Source organism: Streptomyces sp. M41 (genome assembly GCF_043673425.1).
GTDB lineage: Bacteria > Actinomycetota > Actinomycetes > Streptomycetales > Streptomycetaceae > Streptomyces.
Genome location: NZ_JBIMKE010000004.1, coordinates 250,573 through 268,734, shown reverse-complemented (window position 1 = coordinate 268,734; position 18,162 = coordinate 250,573). Strand labels below are relative to the sequence as shown.

Below are 18,162 nucleotides of genomic sequence, written 5' to 3'. Positions count from 1 at the left end.
CGATTCACGGTGTGAGGGGCGAGTGGGCGGCACCGCGTGGACCGGTCACTCGGCGGGGTGGACCGCGGAGGCCCGCGCAAGGCCGGTCGGGCCGGGGTCCCGATCGGAAGGGCGGGCCGGTTCCATTTACACGCGCACTTCGTGGCTCCTCGCTTTCCGCGGATTCCGGCTCAGGCGGGAGATTCTGCGGTACGACGGGGGCCTTGCCGCAAGCCCCCCGGTGCGCTATATGTTGATAGTGGCAAGGAGTGGGTGACCTCCTTGCCTTTGCTGTTTCTCGGGGCCTTGGGGCTGTTTCTCGGGGCCTGCGTCAAGGAGGGCAGCGGGGCCCGCGTCAAGAACGCGTCGGGGCCTGCGTCAAGAAGCGCGTCGGGGTAGGCGTCCAGTAGGCAGCGGGGCCCTGACTCAAGCAGCCTGAGCCCCAATCCAAGCCCGCTTCGACAGGCCCGAGGGCCCCGCAGGCCCCCGATCCTGGGCGGCTCCGAGGAAGTGCCGACGGCCCGAAATCCCCGTCCGTGACCGCCTTCTCACTCGTCACGGTGAGTGATTCCCGCACGCCCGTATGCTGTGACACACCGTGTTCGAATATAAGCCAAGCGTATAAAAGAGCCGAGCGTACTCCTGTCACACCCGTCATTTCAGGCGCTTGCTGAATATGACACGGCGATGATCCGGTCGGACTAAGCTCGCCCGCAGCGCACCGAGTTGAGGCGTATTCGTGCGCTTGTTCCCAAACGTGCGGAAGCTTCCGACATACCCATGACGTACCCCCTTGCAAGCTCCCCCTACACCCACCCGAGTCATTTCAGAGGGCCCACATGGTGAGCGTTCAATCCCCGCCCAGTCGGCGTGAACTCCCTTACGCGCGCGTGCTGTTGCTGCCGGCCATAGTGATGGCCGCGGCGACCGGAGCCGCCGTCGCCGTGGTGGCGGAACCGGCCCGGACGGCCGTAGGAGTGTGCGGTGCCGTGGCCTTGCTGCTGGTGCTGGCATCCGCGGCCGAAGCGGTGCGCCGCGGTCGAGCCCTGCGGGACGCACGGGTCGAACACGCCCGTCACACCGCGTATCTGGAGCGGCGCGTCGCCGCCCATGACGAGGAGACGGCCCGCCTCGCCATGGAGATCACGCCCGCCGCGATCCACCGGATCCGCTGCGGCGCGTCAACCTATGAGGTGATGCGCGACCTCGCCGAGCCCGACCCGTCCGGTGCCCGGCTCTCGCCCATGCAGATCGAGTTCGTGCGGCGAATGATCGACATCGTCGACCACGAGGAAGCCCTCCGCGACTCCGCCCAGCGCTCCTTCGTCAACATCGCCCGCCGCGTCCAGTCGATCGTCCACCAACAGGCCGTCGAACTGCGGGAGATGGAGGAGGACCACGGCCGCAACCCCGAGGTCTTCGACGACCTGCTGCGCATCGACCACGGCACCATGCTGATCGGCCGTCTCGCCGACTCCATCTCCGTGCTCGGCGGCGGACGCCCCGGCCGCCAGTGGCCCGAGCCCGTCCCGCTGTACAGCGTGCTGCGCGGCGCCATGTCCCGGATCCTCGAGTACCGCCGTATCAGCCTGGACTCCATCGCCAAGGTCAACATCGCCGGCATCTCCGTCGAGCCGGTCATCCACGCCGCGGCCGAACTCCTCGACAACGCCACGCGCTACTCGCCGCCGCAGACCAAGGTGCACGTCACCGCCACCGAGGTGCAGACCGGCGTCGCCATCGAGATCGAGGACGCCGGTGTCAGCCTCAGCGAGGAGGCCCGCGCCAGGGTCGAGGGGATGCTCGAACGCGCCAAGCAGGGCACCGACCTCCAGGACCTCGGCGAGTCCCCGCGCCTCGGCCTCGCCGTCGTCGGCCGCCTCTGCACGGCGTACAACATGCAGGTCTCGCTGCGTTCCTCGGCGTACGGCGGCGTGCGTGCCGTCCTCGTGGTGCCGCGCGACATGATGACCACCGACCCCGCGCCCGGCCTCGCCCATGGCATCGGCGCCGGCTCGGCACCCAAGGCCGACGACCCGGACGTACTCGAAGGCCCCAAGCGCACCCCCAAGAAGCGGCGTCCCACCAGCCCGAAGATCACCGCCGCGCTGGCCAGGGAGGACGACGCTCCCGTCGTCACGGAATGGACGGCCAACGGACTGCCCCAGCGCCGCAGCCGGGTCAAGACCCCGCTCAGCAAGCGGATCGCCGAGCAGGCCGCCATCGAGCAGGCCGAACGGGAGGGCCGGCCGACGATCTGGTCGACGCGCAGGCCCGAGCCCGAGCCCGACCCGGAGCCGGTGGAGGACGAGCCCGCACCCGGGGCCTGGGTCGAGGCGTTCTGGAACGGACTCAAGGACAAGCCAGACCCGCTCACACTGCAACCGCGAACCCAACCGGCCCGCCCCGAGGCCGAGGACGAGGGGGACCTCAAGTGATCCAGCAGCGCGCCAACTTCGACTGGATGCTCAAGGAGCTCCACGACGGCGTACCCGGCATCCAGATGATCGTGGTGCTCTCCGCCGACGGCCTGCGCATCGCCCGCTACGGCGGCGAACCGGACACCGCCGACCGGGTCGCCGCGGCCTGCGCCGGTCTGCAGAGTCTGGCGAGTGCCGTCGCCCAGGAGATCCCGAAGAGCGACGGCAAGATGAAAATGGTCCTGATCGAGATCAACGGCGGTTACTTCTACCTCATGGCCGCCGGCGCCAACGCCTACCTCGCGGTGCTCTCCGACACGTTCGCCGAGCCGGGCCGGATGAGCAACCGCATGTCCGACCTCGTCGCCCGCATCGGTGCCCATCTCACCAGTCCGCCCCGGCGCAACGGGCAGACCGTATGACTCCTCCGCAACGCCAGCGGCGACACCCCAAGGAACAACTCCCCCCACCGCCCCCGCCGCCCGCCCAGCCGGGGAAGCAGAAGAACCCGGAACGGCTCTTCGTGGTGGCCGGCCCCGACGGTGGCGAGCGTGACGCGGACATCGACCTCGTCACCTTAATCGTGGCGCGCGCCGACCCGCCGCCATCCGCCACGCCGGAACAATCGGCGCTGCTCCGGCTCTGCACCGCCCCTCTGTCCGTGGCCGAGCTCTCGGCCTATCTCAACCTTCCGTTCAGCATGATGACGGTCGTGATCACCGACATGCTGACGGCCGGACTGGTGACGGCGCGCGCCCCGATCGTGCGCCAGGCCGTCGCCGACCGTTCAATTCTCGAAGCGGTGATGCATGGACTTCAAAGGCTCTGACATCGTTCCCGGCCCACGGGCCGAGGACCAGCTGCCACACACGGCGCAGGCCGCGGTCAAGATCGTGATCGTGGGCGGCTTCGGTGTCGGCAAGACGACCATGGTCGGCTCCGTCAGCGAGATCAGGCCGCTGACCACCGAAGAGACGATGACCCAGGCCGGCATCGGCGTCGACGACAACTTCGGCTCGGACACCAAGACGGCCACCACCGTCGCGATGGACTTCGGCCGCATCAGCATCACCGAACAGCTCGTGCTGTACCTGTTCGGCACGCCCGGCCAGGAACGCTTCTGGTTCCTGTGGAACGGGTTGTTCGAGGGTGCGCTGGGCGCGGTCGTGCTGGTCGACACCCGTCGTCTAGAGGTCAGTTTCGACGTCATAGGGCGACTCGAGGAGTGCGGCGTGCCCTTCGTGGTGGCCGTCAACACCTTCCCGGACGCGCCCCGCTACGACATCGGCGAACTCCGGATGGCCCTCGACCTGCCCGAGGAGATCCCCATCATCGAGTGCGACGCCCGCCGCCGGGCGTCCAGCCGCGATGTCCTGATGACCCTGATGCACTTCCTGCATGCGCTGGCGACGGCGAAGGCTCCCGTGTGAGCCACCCGCCCCGGTCGGCCGAGCCGTACGGCCGGTCCGAACCCGGGGACCCCATCACCTCCTGTACACCGGAACCACTTCAGCTTCGGAGCGACCACCGTGACGCCTGAATCTCTCTTCCCGACCGGTACGGACGAGCCCACGGCCACCCCACCCCCCGGCTGCCCCGCACACGGCCTCGGCCCCAGCGGACTGCGCCGGCTGTACGGCCCCGGGGCGGAGGACCTGGGGGCCGTGTACGAGGAGCTGCGCGCCGAGCATGGGCCTGTGGCCCCCGCGTTGCTGCATGAGGACGTGCCGATCTGGGTGGTGCTGGGGCACAGCGAGAACATGCACATGGTGCGCAGCCCCTCCCAGTTCTGCCGTGACACCCGGCTGTGGTCCGCCTTGCAGGACGGCACCGTCAAGCCCGATCACCCACTCATGCCGCACTTCGCCTGGCAGCCGATCTGCAGTCACGCCGAGGGCGACGAGCACCTCCGGCTGCGTGGCGCGGTCACCGGCGCCATGTCGACCATCGATCACCGCGGAATCCGCCGCTACATCAACCGCGCGACCCAGTACCTCGTGAACAAGTTCTGCGAGCAGGGTGGGGCCGACCTGGTGAGCCAGTTCGCCGAGCATCTGCCGATGATGGTGATGTGCGAGATCCTCGGCATGCCCGACGAGTACAACGACCGGATCGTGCAGGCGGCTCGCGACATGCCCAAGGGCACCGAGACTGCCATCGCGAGCAACGCGTACCTCATGGACGTCCTGATGCGGCTCACCGTACGCCGCCGGGCCGAACCCATGGACGACTTCACCAGCCACCTGATCCAACACCCGGCGCGGCTCACCGACGACGAGGTCGGCCAGCACCTGCGCATCATCCTGGTCGCCGCGTACGAGGCCACCGCCAACCTGATCGCCAACGTGCTGCGGGTGGTGCTCACCGATCCCAGGTTCCGCGCCCAGCTCAAGGGCGGGCAGATGACGGTGCCCGAGGCGGTGGAGCAGTCCCTGTGGGACGAGCCGCCGTTCAGCACCGTCCTTCCTTATGTCGCCAAGCAGGAGACCGAGTTGGGCGGCCGGCGCATCGGCAAGAGTGACGCCCTCATCCTCGGAATCGCGCCGGGCAACGTCGACCCGCGCGTCAGGCCCGACCTCGCGGCCAACATGCAGGGCAACCGCTCGCATCTCGCTTTCGGCGGCGGCCCTCACGAATGCCCGGGCCAGGACATCGGACGCGCCATCGCCGAGGTCGGTGTCGACGCGCTGTTGACGCGCCTGCCCGATGTCCAACTCGCCTGTGCGGAGCACGAGCTGTCCTGGCGGGCATCCATCTCGAACCGGCACCTGGTGGAACTGCCGGTGAAGTTCGCGCCCAAGCCCCAGCAGGACGTCATGGCGCGGCCCGCGCATCCGCTGGCCTCGCGACGCACCAGTGACTGGCAGCTGGGGACGCCTGAGCCGCAGCCGCTGCCTGCGCAGCCCGCAGCTCCGTCAAGCGCTCCGGCGTCGGCGCCGGTGCCTGCACCCACGCCCGCACCGGCTGGTCGCCCCGGGATGTTCAGGCGACTCCTGCGCTGGTGGCGTGGCGAATGAGCCGACCGGGAACCCGGGCTAGCCGGCCCAGTCGTCGTACGACGACCAGGCCCCCAGTACCCGCGGGCTGACGAACCGGTGCTCGAGCCCCGTGATCGGGTCGGTGAACTCCAGCCTCCGCGCCAGCAGTTGGAGCGGACGCCGGAAGTCACCCGCGGCCACGGGGTCGCACAACACCGGATACAGGGGATCACCGAGGATCGGCACTCCCAAGGCGCTCATGTGCACCCTCAGCTGGTGTGTCTGCCCGGTACGCGGTGTCAGCCGGTACCGGGCATGCCTGTTGCGGTGCTCCAGCAGCTCGATCCGGCTGACGGCGTTGGGCTCGCCCGCCACCTCGCGGGCCGTCAGCACTCCCCGCTCCTTCACGATCCGGCTGTGCACGGTACGCGGCAGGTCCAGTTCGGGCACGTACGGAGCCACCGCCTCGTACTCCTTCGCCACCCGCCGCTCGCTGAAGAGGGACTGGTACGCGCCGCGTTCCTCAGGGCGCACGGTGAACAGCACCAGCCCGGCCGTCAGCCGGTCGAGCCGGTGCGCCGCGCTCAGCGTCGGGATGCCGAGTTCGCGGCGCAGTCGTGCCAGCACCGTCTCGGCGACATGGCTGCCGCGGGGTGTGGTGGCCAGGAAGTGCGGCTTGTCGGCGACGACCACGTGCTCGTCCCGGTGGACGACGCCGACCGGGAACGGCACCAGTTCCTCATCGGGCAGGTCCCGATGGAACCACACGTACATCCCCGGCACGTAGGCCGTGTCCCGTGCCACCGGACGCCCGGCTGCGTCCACGATCAGCCCCGCGTCGAGCATCTGGTCGATCACCCCGGCCCCGGCCGCGAGTCGCGCCACGAGATGATCCCGAACGGTGGCCCACGCGTCCCCGGCCGGCAAGCGCACGCGCACCGGGTCCACCCCTTCGCGCTGCGGCAGGGGAGAGGGCGGGGGCGGGGTGCGGCGTCTCATCAGGACCAGATTACGAGGGACCACGCGGTAACACGCGGTCCGGGACATCAGCGCCGGGACACTACCGGGACACTATGGGAGACAACGGTTCCGGTGTGAGATTCGCGGGGTGCAGCTGGCCGGTCACGTTCGGGCTCAGGTCGCCGGCGGTGCGCGGCGAGTACCGGCCGTTGTTGCGGCTCCAGTCGTAGCTACCGCGTATCCAGGTGAACATCGCGGTCGCATAGCGGTGGACCTTCTCCGACTCCGTGCTCGTGAGCCCGAGCCGGGAGCAGAACAGCGGTATCCGTCGAACCTGCTCGAAGAGTTGACCGACTGCCGTCTGGACGAGGCTGATCGCCAGCCGGATGGCTTCCTGCCGTGAGCAGTTGCGTTGCCGGATGAGGCAGTGCACCAGGTTGGGATCTCCTCGCGCGTCGTCATTCTCGAGGGACATCACCTCGTTGATGAGTTTGACGGCGTCGACAGCTGTTCGTCGCATCGATTCCAGGTGGCTGCTGTGCCAAATGACCTGCGGGATCTCGAAATGCCCCACCCGTTCGGCCAGGTCGAGCGAGGGAATCAGCCCCAGGGTGCGGTGGCCGACCCGCATCCGTGTGCCGAAGTCCTGCGGAACCCAGGTGCGACGGTCCATTTCCTCGGTGAGGTTTCCCGTAAGGTAGTCCACCCAGTTGTGAGCAGCTCGTTGCCGCCATTCCTCGGACATGCCGGTTTTGGCTCGGCGCCAGATGTCCGCGAATGCGTTGACCAGGGGTGCTTCGTGAACGGCTCCCCGCGGCGAGGGGCGGGTGAGGAGCGCTATCAGTTGCTGGCACACGTCGACGGCCGCATCGGCTCGGCGTCCCTCGGGGACATCGAAAAGATCGTCGAACAGGAAGAACCAGCCCATGGTGTCAAAGGCCAGGTCGAGGTCTTCACCCTCGATGTCCGGGTAGCTGTAGGCGGCCAGATCCGCCACGGCCGAAAATACGTATCGACGGACGGCCGTATGTCCCGACACCAGTTTCTGGCGGCCCATCCATTCCAGATTGCGTTCCCTGGCGGCTGCCAAACCGGGGTTCATCCGGGGTGCAATGGGTAATGCGATAGTGACGTTCTGGGGCATGACTCTCTCCCAGTTTCTGCCTCAGGCGATCTCCGACCGGGATGAGTGGAAACCGCTGTCCTGTCTTGGTGCGGCACCCCCGACGCCGCATCCGCAACTCGACCGGCCCGGAACGGGGTTGATCAACAGGTGGTGTCCTCAGGTCGGATGGCCCGGGTGCGTGCGGGCCGGGCGAGTACGGCCGCCACGAGTACGCGCACTCAAGGGAAGCGTGAGTCCGGCCAGGGGAACGGCCCGAGGCGATTGAGCACGAGCAGAGCTTGTCACGATGCCCTCCGAGTGACGGCGTCGACCAGGTCCATGAACTACGCGCTGTGCTCTGTACGCCGCGGCTGCGGCGTGGCTGACTCGTGCACGAATGGGGCCGGCTGACGGAACCCGTGCATGAGGCTTCGTCAACGTGTGCTGAGCGGTGCCGTCAGCCGTTGACTTGAAGCGACCGCCGGACGGTGCAGCTGATTCGGTGGTTACCACCGCCACGACCGCGGCGTCGGCGATGCGGTCGTGGATCACCCCACCTTCCGATGCCCCGATGGGTTTCGTCAACTGTTCAAGCGGGCGGGGCCGGTGGAAGGTGCCGTCGCGGAGCACCGCGACGTGTGTGCCGGGCGGATGGCGGGCCCACGATTGTGCGGCGCTCTGCCAGCCGTAGCGGGCATGCGGACACCACCCCCAGGGGACTCGGGTACGGCACGTCGCATGCCCTCAACTCCCCCCAATAGCCCTGCCCCGCACCATGCGACGGTTTCCGGCCGTTCGGAAAGGGCGTGCGCTCGGGCGCGTGGGTGGGTCGTGGTGGCGGCGTTCGCGCGGTCTCACGCCGTGTGGGCCCGTTCGAGTCGGCTGGGGAAGCAGGGAGTTGGCGGGGCTGGATGCGCGAGCGCGAAGGGGCGGCGCCCGGGTATGGGCGCCGCCCCTTCGGAGCGTCGACGGAGAGCGAGGGCTACGCGGCGGGCGCCGCCCCCGTCCCCTCCTGCTCCGCCTCGATGCGGGCGTTCCAGTCCCGCTTGGAGGCCTGCCAGCCGTCCTCGTTGTGGCCGAGCCGCCAGTAGCCGGAGATCGACAAGTCCTCGCGGGGCACGCCGCGTTCGACGCGCAGCAGATGGCGCAGCTGCTTCACGAAGTGGGCCTCGCCATGGACGAACACGTGCATCCGGCCCTCGGGGAAGTCCAGCGAGCGCACGGCCTCGACCAGGGCCTCGCCGACGGGGCGGGAGCCGCGATGAAGCCAGCGGACCTCCACATCGGAGTCGATCTTCTGCTCCTCCTCGGGCCCGGACACCTCGACGATCGCGTGGACCTTGGCACCGTCCGGCAGCGACTCCAGGGCGCTGGCGATCGCGGGCAGGGCGCTCTCGTCACCCACGAGAAGATGCCAGTCGGCGTCCGGGTCGGGGGCGTAGGCGCCGCCGGGGCCCAGGAAGCGCAGGGTCTCGCCCGGCTGGGCGCGCATCGCCCAGGGGCCGGCCAGGCCCTCGTCGCCGTGCAGCACGAAGTCCAGGGTCAGCTCACGATGCTCGGGGTCCCAGGCCCGCACGGTGTACGTCCGCGTCACCGGCCACTGCTCGCGCGGCAGCTCCTCGCGGATGCGCTCCAGGTCGAAGGGCTCGGGGTAGCTCACGCCCGCGGGGGAGAACAGGATCTTCACGTAATGGTCCGTGCAGGTGTCCGCCGCGAAGTCGGCGAGTCCCGCGCCGCCCAGCACCACACGCTGCATGTGGGGGGTCAGCCGTTCGGTACGGATGACCTGCGCGGCGTAGGGCTTCCGCGGCTTGCGGGCAGGGCGTAGCGCCATCACTGGCCTCCCTCGTTCCAAGCTTAGGTTTACCTAAGTTAGCACCTCCGCTCGATGAATGCCGCTATGAATCGTTCATGAAAAGGTGCATGTCGCGCACCAACAGACGAATTCCCCGCCTCACGAGCCCCATGCAATCCACCGGGACTCCCTTTTCGCGCCCCGGCCTCAGCGGGTGCCCAGAGTCGCGAGCAGCCGCTGGAGCGAGCCGCCCAGGCCCCAGCGCACCGCCAGTTGATCGAGCGCCGCCGAGTCGCGAGGAGCGTGCGGCAGGGCGATCTCGACGTCCGGCAGCGGAACGTCGGCCGCGACCCGCACCACCGTCGGCGCCACGGAGACATACGGCCTCGACTCGTCCAGCCGCTTGCGCTGCGAGGGCGTCAGCTTCGCCTTCGGGTCGTCGACCGCCGCCATGATCCCGGCCAGGTCACCGAACTCGGCCAGCAGCTTCGCGGCCGTCTTCTCCCCGATCCCGGGCACCCCCGGCAGGCCGTCGCTCGGGTCGCCGCGCAGCAGCGCCAGATCCGCGTACCCCCGGCCGTCCACGCCGTACTTCTCGCGCAGCCACGCCTCGTCCGTGAGCTGGAGGGTGCCGACGCCCTTCAGCGGGTACAGCACCCGGATCCCGCGCTCGTCGTCCACCAGCTGGTACAGGTCGCGGTCGCCGGTGACGATGTCGACCGGGCCCTTCGCCCGCGCGGTGAACGTGCCGATCACGTCGTCCGCCTCGTACCCCTCGACGCCCACGCGCGCGATGCCGAGCGCGTCGAGGACGGCCTCGATGACCGGCACCTGCGGCGACAGGGTGTCCGGCACCTCCTCCTCGTCCGGCCCCACCTCGTGCTCCTCGGCGACACGATGCGCCTTGTAGGACGGGATCAGGTCGACCCGCCACTGGGGCCGCCAGTCCGCGTCCATGCAGGCCACCAGCTGGTCCGGGCGGTGGTCCTTGACCAGGCGGTCGATGAAGTCGAGGAGCCCGCGCACCGCGTTCACCGGTGTGCCGTCGGGCGCCTTCACGGAGTCCGGGACGCCGAAATAGGCGCGGAAGTAGAGCGAGGCGGTGTCGAGGAGCATCAGTCGTCCGGTCACGCCTCGCATCATGCCGTACGGCACTGACAGCGGCCCCCGAGTGAGCGTCCCGTCGCGATGTGTGGCGGCGCTGTGGGCTGGACCACTTGTGCGTTTGTGTCCATCGAAGCAGGGCAGGGGCGCACCCGGAGCGACGCCCTCTGCGCAACTGTTGCGCAGGCCGCTCCGTTCATCTGCCGTCGAGACAAGAGGTACCCGTGTCATCCAGGCTTGAGGCCGAGCATCTGTACAAGGTGTTCGGCAGACGACCGGACGAGGCCGTGACGAGGCTCCGAGAGGGAGCGGACCGCGAGGAGCTGCGCGCCGACGGCACCACCGCCGCCGTGATCGACGCCTCCTTCACCGTCGAGCCCGGCCAGATCTTCGTCGTCATGGGCCTGTCCGGGTCCGGCAAGTCCACGCTGCTGCGCATGCTCAACGGGCTGCTGGAGCCGACCGCGGGCCAGGTCCGCTTCGACGGCCAGGACCTCACCACGCTGAGCGACCGCGAGCTGCGCGAGGTCCGCGCGAAGAAGATCAGCATGGTGTTCCAGCACTTCGCGCTCTTCCCGCACCGCAGCGTCCTGGAGAACGCCGCCTACGGCCTCGCCGTCCAGGGCGTGCCCCGCGCCGAACGTGAGAAGCGGGCCACCGAGGCACTGGAGCTGTGCGGACTGGCCGGCTGGGAGAAGTCCTGGCCGGACGAGCTGTCCGGCGGCATGCAGCAGCGCGTGGGCCTCGCCCGCGCCCTCGCCACCGACGCCGACCTGCTGCTCATGGACGAGTCCTTCAGCGCGCTCGACCCGCTGATCCGCCGGGACATGCAGGACCAGCTCCTCGAACTCCAGCGCACCCTGAAGAAGACCATCGTCTTCATCACCCACGACCTCAACGAGGCCATGCGGCTCGGCGACCGCGTCGCCGTCATGCGGGACGGCCGGATCGTCCAGACCGGTTCGGCGGAGGACATCCTGCTGCGCCCGGCCGACGACTACGTCGCCTCCTTCATCCAGGACGTCGACCGCTCCCGCGTCCTGACCGCGGGCGCCCTCATGGACACCGCCGTCACCGCCGACGCCCCCCTGTGCGGCTGCGAGACCGCGACGCCCGAGACGACGTTCGTGGAGCTGTGCGCCATGAGCGCCCGCCTGTCCCACCGCGTCTCGGTGGTCGACGAGGCGAACCGGGTCGTCGGGGTGGTGCCGCGGCAGCGGCTGGTCGGCTTCCTCGGCGACGAGCCGGCCGGCCCGACGCCCTGCGACACCCCGGAGGGCAAGGTGATCGCCCATGCCTAGGCTGCGTCTCGGCGACTGGGTCGACTCCGGTGTGGAGTGGCTCGTCGCCCACATGGGCTGGCTCTTCGACGCCGTCAAGGCGGTCGTGGAGGGCATGTACGACGTCGTCGTCGCCGTCCTCACCGCCCCCGCGCCCCTGGTCCTCGCCGGCATCCTCGCCGTGCTCGCCTGGTGGCTGCGCGGCCTCGTCGCGGGCGTCCTCGGCTTCGCCGGTTTCGCGCTGGTCGACTCGCTCGACCTGTGGGACCGGGCCATGTCGACCCTGGCGCTGGTGCTGGTCGCGACCCTCATCGCCCTGGTGATGTCCGTCCCGCTGGGCATCTGGGCGGCCCGCTCCAAGACCGTCAGCGCGGCCGTGCGGCCCGTCCTGGACCTGCTTCAGACGATGCCGTCGATGGTGCTGCTCATCCCGGCCATCCTGTTCTTCGGGCTGGGCACCGCCGCCGGTGTCATCGCCACCCTGATCTTCGCGCTCGCCCCCGGTGTGCGCATGACCGAGCTCGGCATCCGCCAGGTCGACGCCGAGCTGGTGGAGGCCGCCGAGGCATTCGGCACCACGCCGCGCGACACCCTGCTGCGCGTCCAGCTGCCGCTCGCCCTGCCGACGATCATGGCCGGCATCAACCAGGTCATCATGCTGAGCCTGTCGATGGTCGTCATCGCCGGCATGGTCGGCACCGGCGGCCTCGGCGGCGCGGTCAACGAGGCCATCGGCCAGCTCGACATCGGCTTCGGCTTCGAGGCGGGCGTCGGCATCGTCGTCCTCGCCATCTACCTGGACCGCATCACCGGCGCGCTCGGCGCCCAGATCTCCCCGCTCGGCCGCCGTGCCGCCGCCAAGGCCCGCGCCGCCGGCACCGTCAAGGTCTGGAACCACCGGCCCCGCCCGGTCGTCGCGGTGGCCGGTGTGGCCGCCCTGGCCCTGGTCGCCGGCGGCATGGGCGTCTTCGGCCCCTCCGCCGGCACCGCCGAGGCCTCCGCCACGGACATCGGCAAGGGCAAGGAGATCAAGCTCGGCTACATCCCGTGGGACGAGGGCATCGCCTCCACCTACCTGTGGAAGGAGCTGCTGGAGCGCCGCGGCTTCGAGGTCAGCACCACCCAGTACGCCGCGGGCCCGCTCTACACGGGCCTCGCCACCGGTCAGATCGACTTCCAGACGGACTCCTGGCTGCCCGTCACGCACGCCGAGTACTGGAAGAAGTACGGCAAGCAGCTCGACGACCTCGGTTCCTGGTACGGCCCCACCTCGCTGGAGCTCACCGTCCCCTCGTACATGAAGGACGTGAACTCCCTGGAGGACCTCAAGAGCAAGTCCTCCGACTTCAAGGGCAAGATCGTGGGCATCGAGCCGAGCGCGGGCATGATGGGCCTGCTCAAGGACAAGGTGCTCAAGGAGTACGGCCTGGAGGGCTCGTACGACGTCGTGGACGGCTCGACGCCCGCGATGCTGGCCGAGCTCAAGCGGGCGTACGCCAAGAAGGAGCCCATCGCCGTCACGCTCTGGTCGCCGCACTGGGCGTACAGCGACTACGACCTCAAGAAGCTCAAGGACCCCAAGGGTGCCTGGGGCAAGGGCGACGGCGTGCACACCCTTTCCCGCAAGGGCTTCGCCGACGACAACCCCGAGGTCGCCAAGTGGCTGAAGGACTTCTCCATGACCGAGAAGCAGCTCACCGACCTGGAGTCGCGGATCACCAAGGCCGGCAAGGGCAAGGAGCAGGACGCCGTCCGCGCCTGGCTCGAGAAGAACCCGGGCCTGGTGGACAAGTGGGCCCCGGTCGCCGGATCGGCGCACAAGGACCAGGCGGCCGGGTGACCTGACGGGCCCGGACCGCCGCCCGAAGGGTGGGTCACGCCGTACGTCTTCCCCTCACGTACGGACGCGGCCCACCCTTCGTGGTAGGTACGCCCGCCTTCGCGGTGTGCACGCATAGTCACCCGGCATGCTACGAAAAGGATCCGGCCAACCACGCAGCGCTACCCCACCCGCAGAACCCCGTCGTATCAACTGCCCGCCGCGGACTCCGCCTTGATGCCCCGGCACGCAGCCCGTGACCAGGGGATGTGCCCCGGGCCGGAGCGGGAACACGGACGGCTCCCGGGGCATTGAACAGAACAACGGCTCCGCGGTGCTGAGCGGGAGTCAGAGGCGCCGCGGGGGAACCCGGGGGGCGCGGGGCGTCGATCCGCTGGCGCGAACCGATGGGTCGTACTCCCCCCGACGTGTCGTCGATGTGACGGGCGCATGAAACGGTTTGCCGAACATGCGTAGGGTGCAGAGAACTCAACAGAAGGTGCGCGCCCGGCGGCGGCGCGAGGACAGCGGACCGACGAGCGAAGGAGGGAGCCGGAGCCATGGGTGACCACAAGGAACAGCACCTCCGCGTGGGCGCGGCCGTGCGGCGGCGGCGCCGGGCGCTGGACCTCACCCTGGCCGTCGTCGCCGAGCGCAGCGGCCTGTCCGTGCCCTTCCTGAGCCAGGTCGAGAACGACCGGGCCCGCCCCAGCCGCAGCTCCCTCGAGAAGGTCGCCGACGCACTGCGTACGACCGCCGTGGAACTCCTCGCCGCCGCCGACCCGGCGTGCAGTGTCGACGTCGTACGCGCCGACATCACCGAACTGGAGCCGCAGGCCCGGACCCGTTCCCTGGTGCGCGGTCACCACCAGATGCATGCCTCGGAGTTCACCGGCGACCATGACGCGGGCCGTGAATTCCAGCACCGCAACGACCAGTTGATGTACGTCGCCGACGGCGCCGTGGAGATCGAGGCGGAGGGCCGCGCCTATCGACTGGGCCGCGGCGACACCCTGTATCTCACCGGCGGGGTGCGCCACCGCTGGCGGGCGACCGTGCCGGACACGCGGGTGGTCGTGGTCGCGGTGGCCGAGCACATCGAGGCGGTCCGGGACCGGCCGGGCCGCTGATGCGCGTCGTCTCCCTGGTGCCGTCCCTGACGGAGGCCGTCGCCGTCTCGGCCCCCGGAATCCTCGTGGGCGCTACCGACTGGTGCAGTCACCCCGCGGATCTGGCCGTCGCCCGGGTCGGCGGCACCAAGAACCCCCGGATCGAGAAGATCCTCGCCCTCACCCCCGACCTGGTGATCGCCAACGAGGAGGAGAACCGCGAACCCGACCTAGCCGCTCTGCGCGCGGCGGGCGTCGAGGTCCTGCTGACCGAGGTGCGCGACGTGCCCCAGGCCCTGAGTGAGCTCACGCGCGTCCTGGACGCCTGCGGCGTGACGGCCCGCCCGCGCTGGCTGGACCGGGCGGAGCGCGCCTGGTCGTCGCCGCCGGCCCCCGAGCGCCGTACGACCGCCGTGGTGCCGATCTGGCGGCGGCCCTGGATGGTGCTCGGCCGCGACACCTTCGCCGGCGACGTCCTGGCCCGTCTGGGCGTGGACCATCTGTACGCCGGGCACCAGGACCGCTACCCGCGCCTCCCGCTGGACGAGCTGCGGGCAGCCTCGCCCGAGGTCGTCGTCCTGCCCGACGAGCCGTACCGCTTCACGGCCGAGGACGGCCCCGAGGCGTTCCCCGGCCTGCCCTGCGCGCTGGTCAGCGGACGGCATCTGACCTGGTACGGCCCGTCACTGGCCGAGGCGCCACGGGTGCTGGCCGAGGCCCTGCGAGCAGCGCACCGCTGAGCAGCCCGCGCGCGGTGCACACGGCTGCCACGGCCCAGGCGCCGACGAGTACGCCGTACAGCACCAGCGTGAGCCAGTCGTACACCACCAGCCCGGTGTGCCGGGCCAGGGCCGCGGCGCCGGTGACACATGTGCCGACCGGGAAGGTGAACGCCCACCACGTCATCGCGAACCCCATGCCGTGCCGCCGGGCCCGCAGCACATGGGCGGTGGCGAGCCCGAACCAGAGCAGCGCGAACCCCATGACGGGCACGCCGTAGAGCACCGCGAGCACGCCGAAGCCCGCGCTGTACGGCGTCGGCACCATGCCCGGCGCGACGTCCGCGAAGACGCCGACAGCGGTGGTGGACTGCCCGAGCGGACCCAGCACCAGGAAGAGACTCGGAGTGAGCACGAGGGGCAGCGGCCCGCCGGTGATCAGACGGGCGAAGACCAGCGGCAGCATCAGCAGAGTGGCGAGCAGGCTGAGCCCGAACATCGTCACGCAGGCGAGCAGCAGCGTCTCCCGGGCTTGCCCGGGCGGCAGATGCGGCACCAGGAGCGGTCCGAGCGCGGCGGACACCATGGGCGCCACGAGCGGCAGCAGCCACACCGGCGTGGCCTGCGCCGGCTCGATCCGATGGCGTACGGCCATGAGGTACGGGACGGCGACGGCCGCCGTCAGCCCGACGACCGTACCGGCGCCGAACAGCACGGCGTCCAGCGCGACCGCCGCCCCGGTTCCGAGCCAGTCCCGGCCGACGGTCACGGCGCCGCCGCCGACGGCTGTCAGGGCCATGGACAGACAGCCGTAGAAGGGCGCCGTCGCCGGGTCGAGCAGATGGGCGCGGGCCTGGTCACGGTGGTGGCTCCAGTGCAGGGCGCGGGCCCCGAGCAGGGTGAGCAGAAGGGCGAGGGAGAGCGCCCAGACGGCCGCGCAGGCGGTGCGCAGACCGGGGACGTGGACCGGCAGTACGGCTCCGGCGGTGGCTACGGCGGCGGTGCCCATGACGGCGGCGTACCAGTTGGGTCCGAGATGGCGGACGGCGGTGACCATGTCCGCAGCCTCTCGCCGCTGTCCTGGTCCCACCAGGGAGTTTGTCTCTATGGCCACATAAACTGGACTTATGACGGAGTCGGCGGAGGGGCAGTTTCGGGTGGGAGCGCTGGCACATCGGGTCCCGGATCTCGGCGCGCTGGAGCTGCTGCTCGCGGTGGCGCGGCTCGGCAGTCTCGGCGGGGCGGCGCGGGAGCTGGGGATCACCCAGCCGGCGGCGAGCAGCCGGATCCGGTCGATGGAACGCCAGCTCGGGGTGGCGCTAGTGGACCGGTCGCCGCGGGGTTCCCGGCTCACGGACGCGGGGGCCCTGGTGACGGACTGGGCGCGGCGCATCGTGGAGGCGGCGGAGGCGTTCGACGCGGGCGCGCAGGCGTTGCGGGACCGGCGGGACTCCCGGCTGCGGGTCGCGGCGAGCATGACGATCGCGGAGTATCTGCTGCCGGGCTGGCTGCTCGCGCTGCGCGCCCAGCGCCCCGACACCGCGGTGTCGCTGCTCGCCGGGAACTCCGCGGCCGTGGCGGAGCGGCTACTGGCGGACGAGGCGGACCTGGGGTTCGTGGAGGGGGTGTCGGTCCCCACGGGGCTGGACTCGGTCGTCATCGCCCACGACAACCTGATCGTGGTGACGGCGCCGGGGCACGCCTGGGCACGCCGCCGCGGTCCCCTCGAGGCGGGGGAGCTGGCGGTCACGCCGCTGATCCTGCGCGAGAAGGGCTCCGGGACCCGGCAGGTCCTCGACGCGGCGCTGGGCGGGCTGGCCCGGCCGCTGATCGAGCTGTCCTCGACGACGGCGGTGAAGGCGGCGGCGGTGAGCGGGGCGGGGCCGGCGGTGCTGAGCGAACTCGCCGTGGGGGAGGAGCTGTCGACGCGGCGGTTGGTGAGTGTGCCGGTGGCGGGGGTGTCGCTGGCGCGGGATCTGCGGGCGGTGTGGCCGACGGGGCACCGGCCGGTGGGTCCGGCGCGCGAGCTGCTGTCGCTGACCCGAGGCTAGTTCTCGCCCCCGCCGCCCCTACCCGTCCCATTCCTGGGGGGTGCCGCCCCCAGACCCCCGCTTCGGCCCTGAGCGGGCCTTGTCCTCAAACGCCGGACGGGCTGAAAGATCAGCCTCTCCGGCGTTTGAGGAGCGGGGTCTCGGGGGGTCAGCCGGCTGCCGCCTCGACCAACCCACGCATCACCCGCAGGTCCTCTCCCATCTCCGGATGCCACTGGACCCCCAGCACCCAGCCTGTGGACGACGGGAGTTCCAGTGCCTCCACGGTGCCGTCCGCCGCGTATGCCGTGGGGACGAGGCCCTCGCCGAGGCGGTCCACGGCCTGGTGGTGGTAGGTCGGTACGAACGTCTCCTCCGGCACCAGACCGGCGTACAGACTCCCCGGTACCGGCTTGACGGTGTGGCCCCCGAAGGCGCCCACGGCCTCCGCGTGCCCGTCGATGTGCTGGACGAGCGTGCCGCCGAGGGCGACGTTCAGCAGCTGCATGCCGCGGCAGACGCCGAGCAGCGGCACACCCGCCGCGAGCGCCGCGTCGATCAGGGCCAGCTCCCAGGCGTCCCGCTCCCGCGCCGGCGGCCCGGTGCGCGGCTCGCGTTCCGCGCCGTAGCGGGCCGGCTCGACGTCCGGGCCGCCCGCGAGGACCACCCCGTCCACCCGGGCCACGGCCTGCGCCGCGTGGGCGGGGTCGTCCGGCGGCAGCATCGCGGCCAGCCCGCCCGCCCGCTGCACCAGCCGGGGATAGCCGGCCGGCAGCAGCGCCGCGTCCAGCTCCCACACACCCCAGCGCGCACCGGGCTCCAGATAGGTGCTGACCCCGATCAGCGGCCTGCTCACAGCAACTC

The 18,162-nt window shown here is 70.5% G+C and carries 16 protein-coding genes; 10 read left to right on the top strand and 6 right to left on the bottom strand.

The window, feature by feature from the left end:
* The first annotated feature begins 818 nt into the window (after nt 1-818).
* The 5 genes from ACHBTE_RS07780 (at nt 819) to ACHBTE_RS07760 (ending at nt 5,416) form a co-directional block, all read left to right on the top strand.
* Entirely contained in the window at nt 819-2,417 is a 1,599-nt protein-coding gene (locus tag ACHBTE_RS07780; protein ID WP_394722733.1) for a sensor histidine kinase, read from the top strand.
* The gene (locus tag ACHBTE_RS07775) at nt 2,414-2,821 is read left to right on the top strand and encodes a roadblock/LC7 domain-containing protein (protein ID WP_380854350.1); all 408 of its coding nucleotides are present in this window, start codon (nt 2,414-2,416) and stop codon (nt 2,819-2,821) included. The genes ACHBTE_RS07780 and ACHBTE_RS07775 overlap by 4 nt, the downstream gene beginning before the upstream one ends.
* Nucleotides 2,818-3,228 carry a DUF742 domain-containing protein gene (locus ACHBTE_RS07770; RefSeq protein WP_394722732.1) on the top strand — a complete coding sequence of 137 codons (411 nt, stop codon included), beginning with the start codon at nt 2,818-2,820 and terminating at the stop codon, nt 3,226-3,228. Before ACHBTE_RS07775 ends, ACHBTE_RS07770 begins: the two co-directional genes overlap by 4 nt.
* Nucleotides 3,209-3,829, top strand: coding sequence for an ATP/GTP-binding protein (locus ACHBTE_RS07765; protein ID WP_394722731.1), 621 nt, complete (start codon nt 3,209-3,211; stop codon nt 3,827-3,829). The genes ACHBTE_RS07770 and ACHBTE_RS07765 overlap by 20 nt, the downstream gene beginning before the upstream one ends.
* Before the next feature lie 99 nt (nt 3,830-3,928).
* Nucleotides 3,929-5,416, top strand: coding sequence for a cytochrome P450 (locus ACHBTE_RS07760; RefSeq protein ID WP_394722730.1), 1,488 nt, complete (start codon nt 3,929-3,931; stop codon nt 5,414-5,416).
* 18 nt (nt 5,417-5,434) lie between these two features.
* Here ACHBTE_RS07760 and ACHBTE_RS07755 read toward each other — a convergent pair whose 3' ends face one another.
* The 4 genes from ACHBTE_RS07755 to ACHBTE_RS07740 form a co-directional block, all read right to left on the bottom strand.
* Entirely contained in the window at nt 5,435-6,376 is a 942-nt protein-coding gene (locus ACHBTE_RS07755) for an RluA family pseudouridine synthase (RefSeq protein WP_394722729.1), read from the bottom strand.
* Between the two features lie 61 nt (nt 6,377-6,437).
* Nucleotides 6,438-7,481: a pentalenene synthase gene (locus ACHBTE_RS07750; protein ID WP_394722728.1), complete on the bottom strand. Its 1,044-nt coding sequence runs from the start codon at nt 7,479-7,481 to the stop codon at nt 6,438-6,440.
* Nucleotides 7,482-8,424: 943 nt separating this feature from the next.
* Nucleotides 8,425-9,276 (bottom strand): siderophore-interacting protein, encoded by an 852-nt coding sequence (locus ACHBTE_RS07745; RefSeq protein ID WP_394722727.1) that lies wholly within the window; start codon nt 9,274-9,276, stop codon nt 8,425-8,427.
* 168 nt (nt 9,277-9,444) lie between these two features.
* Nucleotides 9,445-10,377, bottom strand: coding sequence for a 5'-3' exonuclease H3TH domain-containing protein (locus ACHBTE_RS07740; RefSeq protein WP_394722884.1), 933 nt, complete (start codon nt 10,375-10,377; stop codon nt 9,445-9,447).
* A 188-nt stretch (nt 10,378-10,565) separates the two neighbouring features.
* On the opposite strand from ACHBTE_RS07740, the gene ACHBTE_RS07735 reads away from it, so the two are divergent.
* From ACHBTE_RS07735 to ACHBTE_RS07720, 4 genes are all read left to right on the top strand, one after another.
* Nucleotides 10,566-11,642: a glycine betaine/L-proline ABC transporter ATP-binding protein gene (locus ACHBTE_RS07735; protein WP_394722726.1), complete on the top strand. Its 1,077-nt coding sequence runs from the start codon at nt 10,566-10,568 to the stop codon at nt 11,640-11,642.
* Nucleotides 11,635-13,461: an ABC transporter permease/substrate binding protein gene (locus tag ACHBTE_RS07730; protein ID WP_394722725.1), complete on the top strand. Its 1,827-nt coding sequence runs from the start codon at nt 11,635-11,637 to the stop codon at nt 13,459-13,461. The genes ACHBTE_RS07735 and ACHBTE_RS07730 overlap by 8 nt, the downstream gene beginning before the upstream one ends.
* Before the next feature lie 539 nt (nt 13,462-14,000).
* Nucleotides 14,001-14,570: a helix-turn-helix domain-containing protein gene (locus tag ACHBTE_RS07725; protein ID WP_394722724.1), complete on the top strand. Its 570-nt coding sequence runs from the start codon at nt 14,001-14,003 to the stop codon at nt 14,568-14,570.
* On the top strand, nt 14,570-15,289 hold the full coding sequence (locus ACHBTE_RS07720) for a helical backbone metal receptor (protein ID WP_394722723.1): 720 nt from the start codon (nt 14,570-14,572) through the stop codon (nt 15,287-15,289). The genes ACHBTE_RS07725 and ACHBTE_RS07720 overlap by 1 nt, the downstream gene beginning before the upstream one ends.
* Here ACHBTE_RS07720 and ACHBTE_RS07715 read toward each other — a convergent pair.
* Nucleotides 15,201-16,325 (bottom strand): TDT family transporter, encoded by a 1,125-nt coding sequence (locus tag ACHBTE_RS07715; RefSeq protein WP_394722722.1) that lies wholly within the window; start codon nt 16,323-16,325, stop codon nt 15,201-15,203. The genes ACHBTE_RS07720 and ACHBTE_RS07715 overlap by 89 nt on opposite strands.
* Before the next feature lie 70 nt (nt 16,326-16,395).
* Between ACHBTE_RS07715 and ACHBTE_RS07710 the strand changes: the two genes are divergently transcribed.
* Nucleotides 16,396-17,319, top strand: coding sequence for a LysR family transcriptional regulator (locus tag ACHBTE_RS07710; RefSeq protein WP_394722721.1), 924 nt, complete (start codon nt 16,396-16,398; stop codon nt 17,317-17,319).
* Between the two features lie 148 nt (nt 17,320-17,467).
* Here the strand turns inward: ACHBTE_RS07710 and ACHBTE_RS07705 are convergent, their stop codons facing one another.
* Nucleotides 17,468-18,142 (bottom strand): gamma-glutamyl-gamma-aminobutyrate hydrolase family protein, encoded by a 675-nt coding sequence (locus tag ACHBTE_RS07705; protein ID WP_394722883.1) that lies wholly within the window; start codon nt 18,140-18,142, stop codon nt 17,468-17,470.
* Between the last annotated feature and the right edge of the window lie 20 nt (nt 18,143-18,162).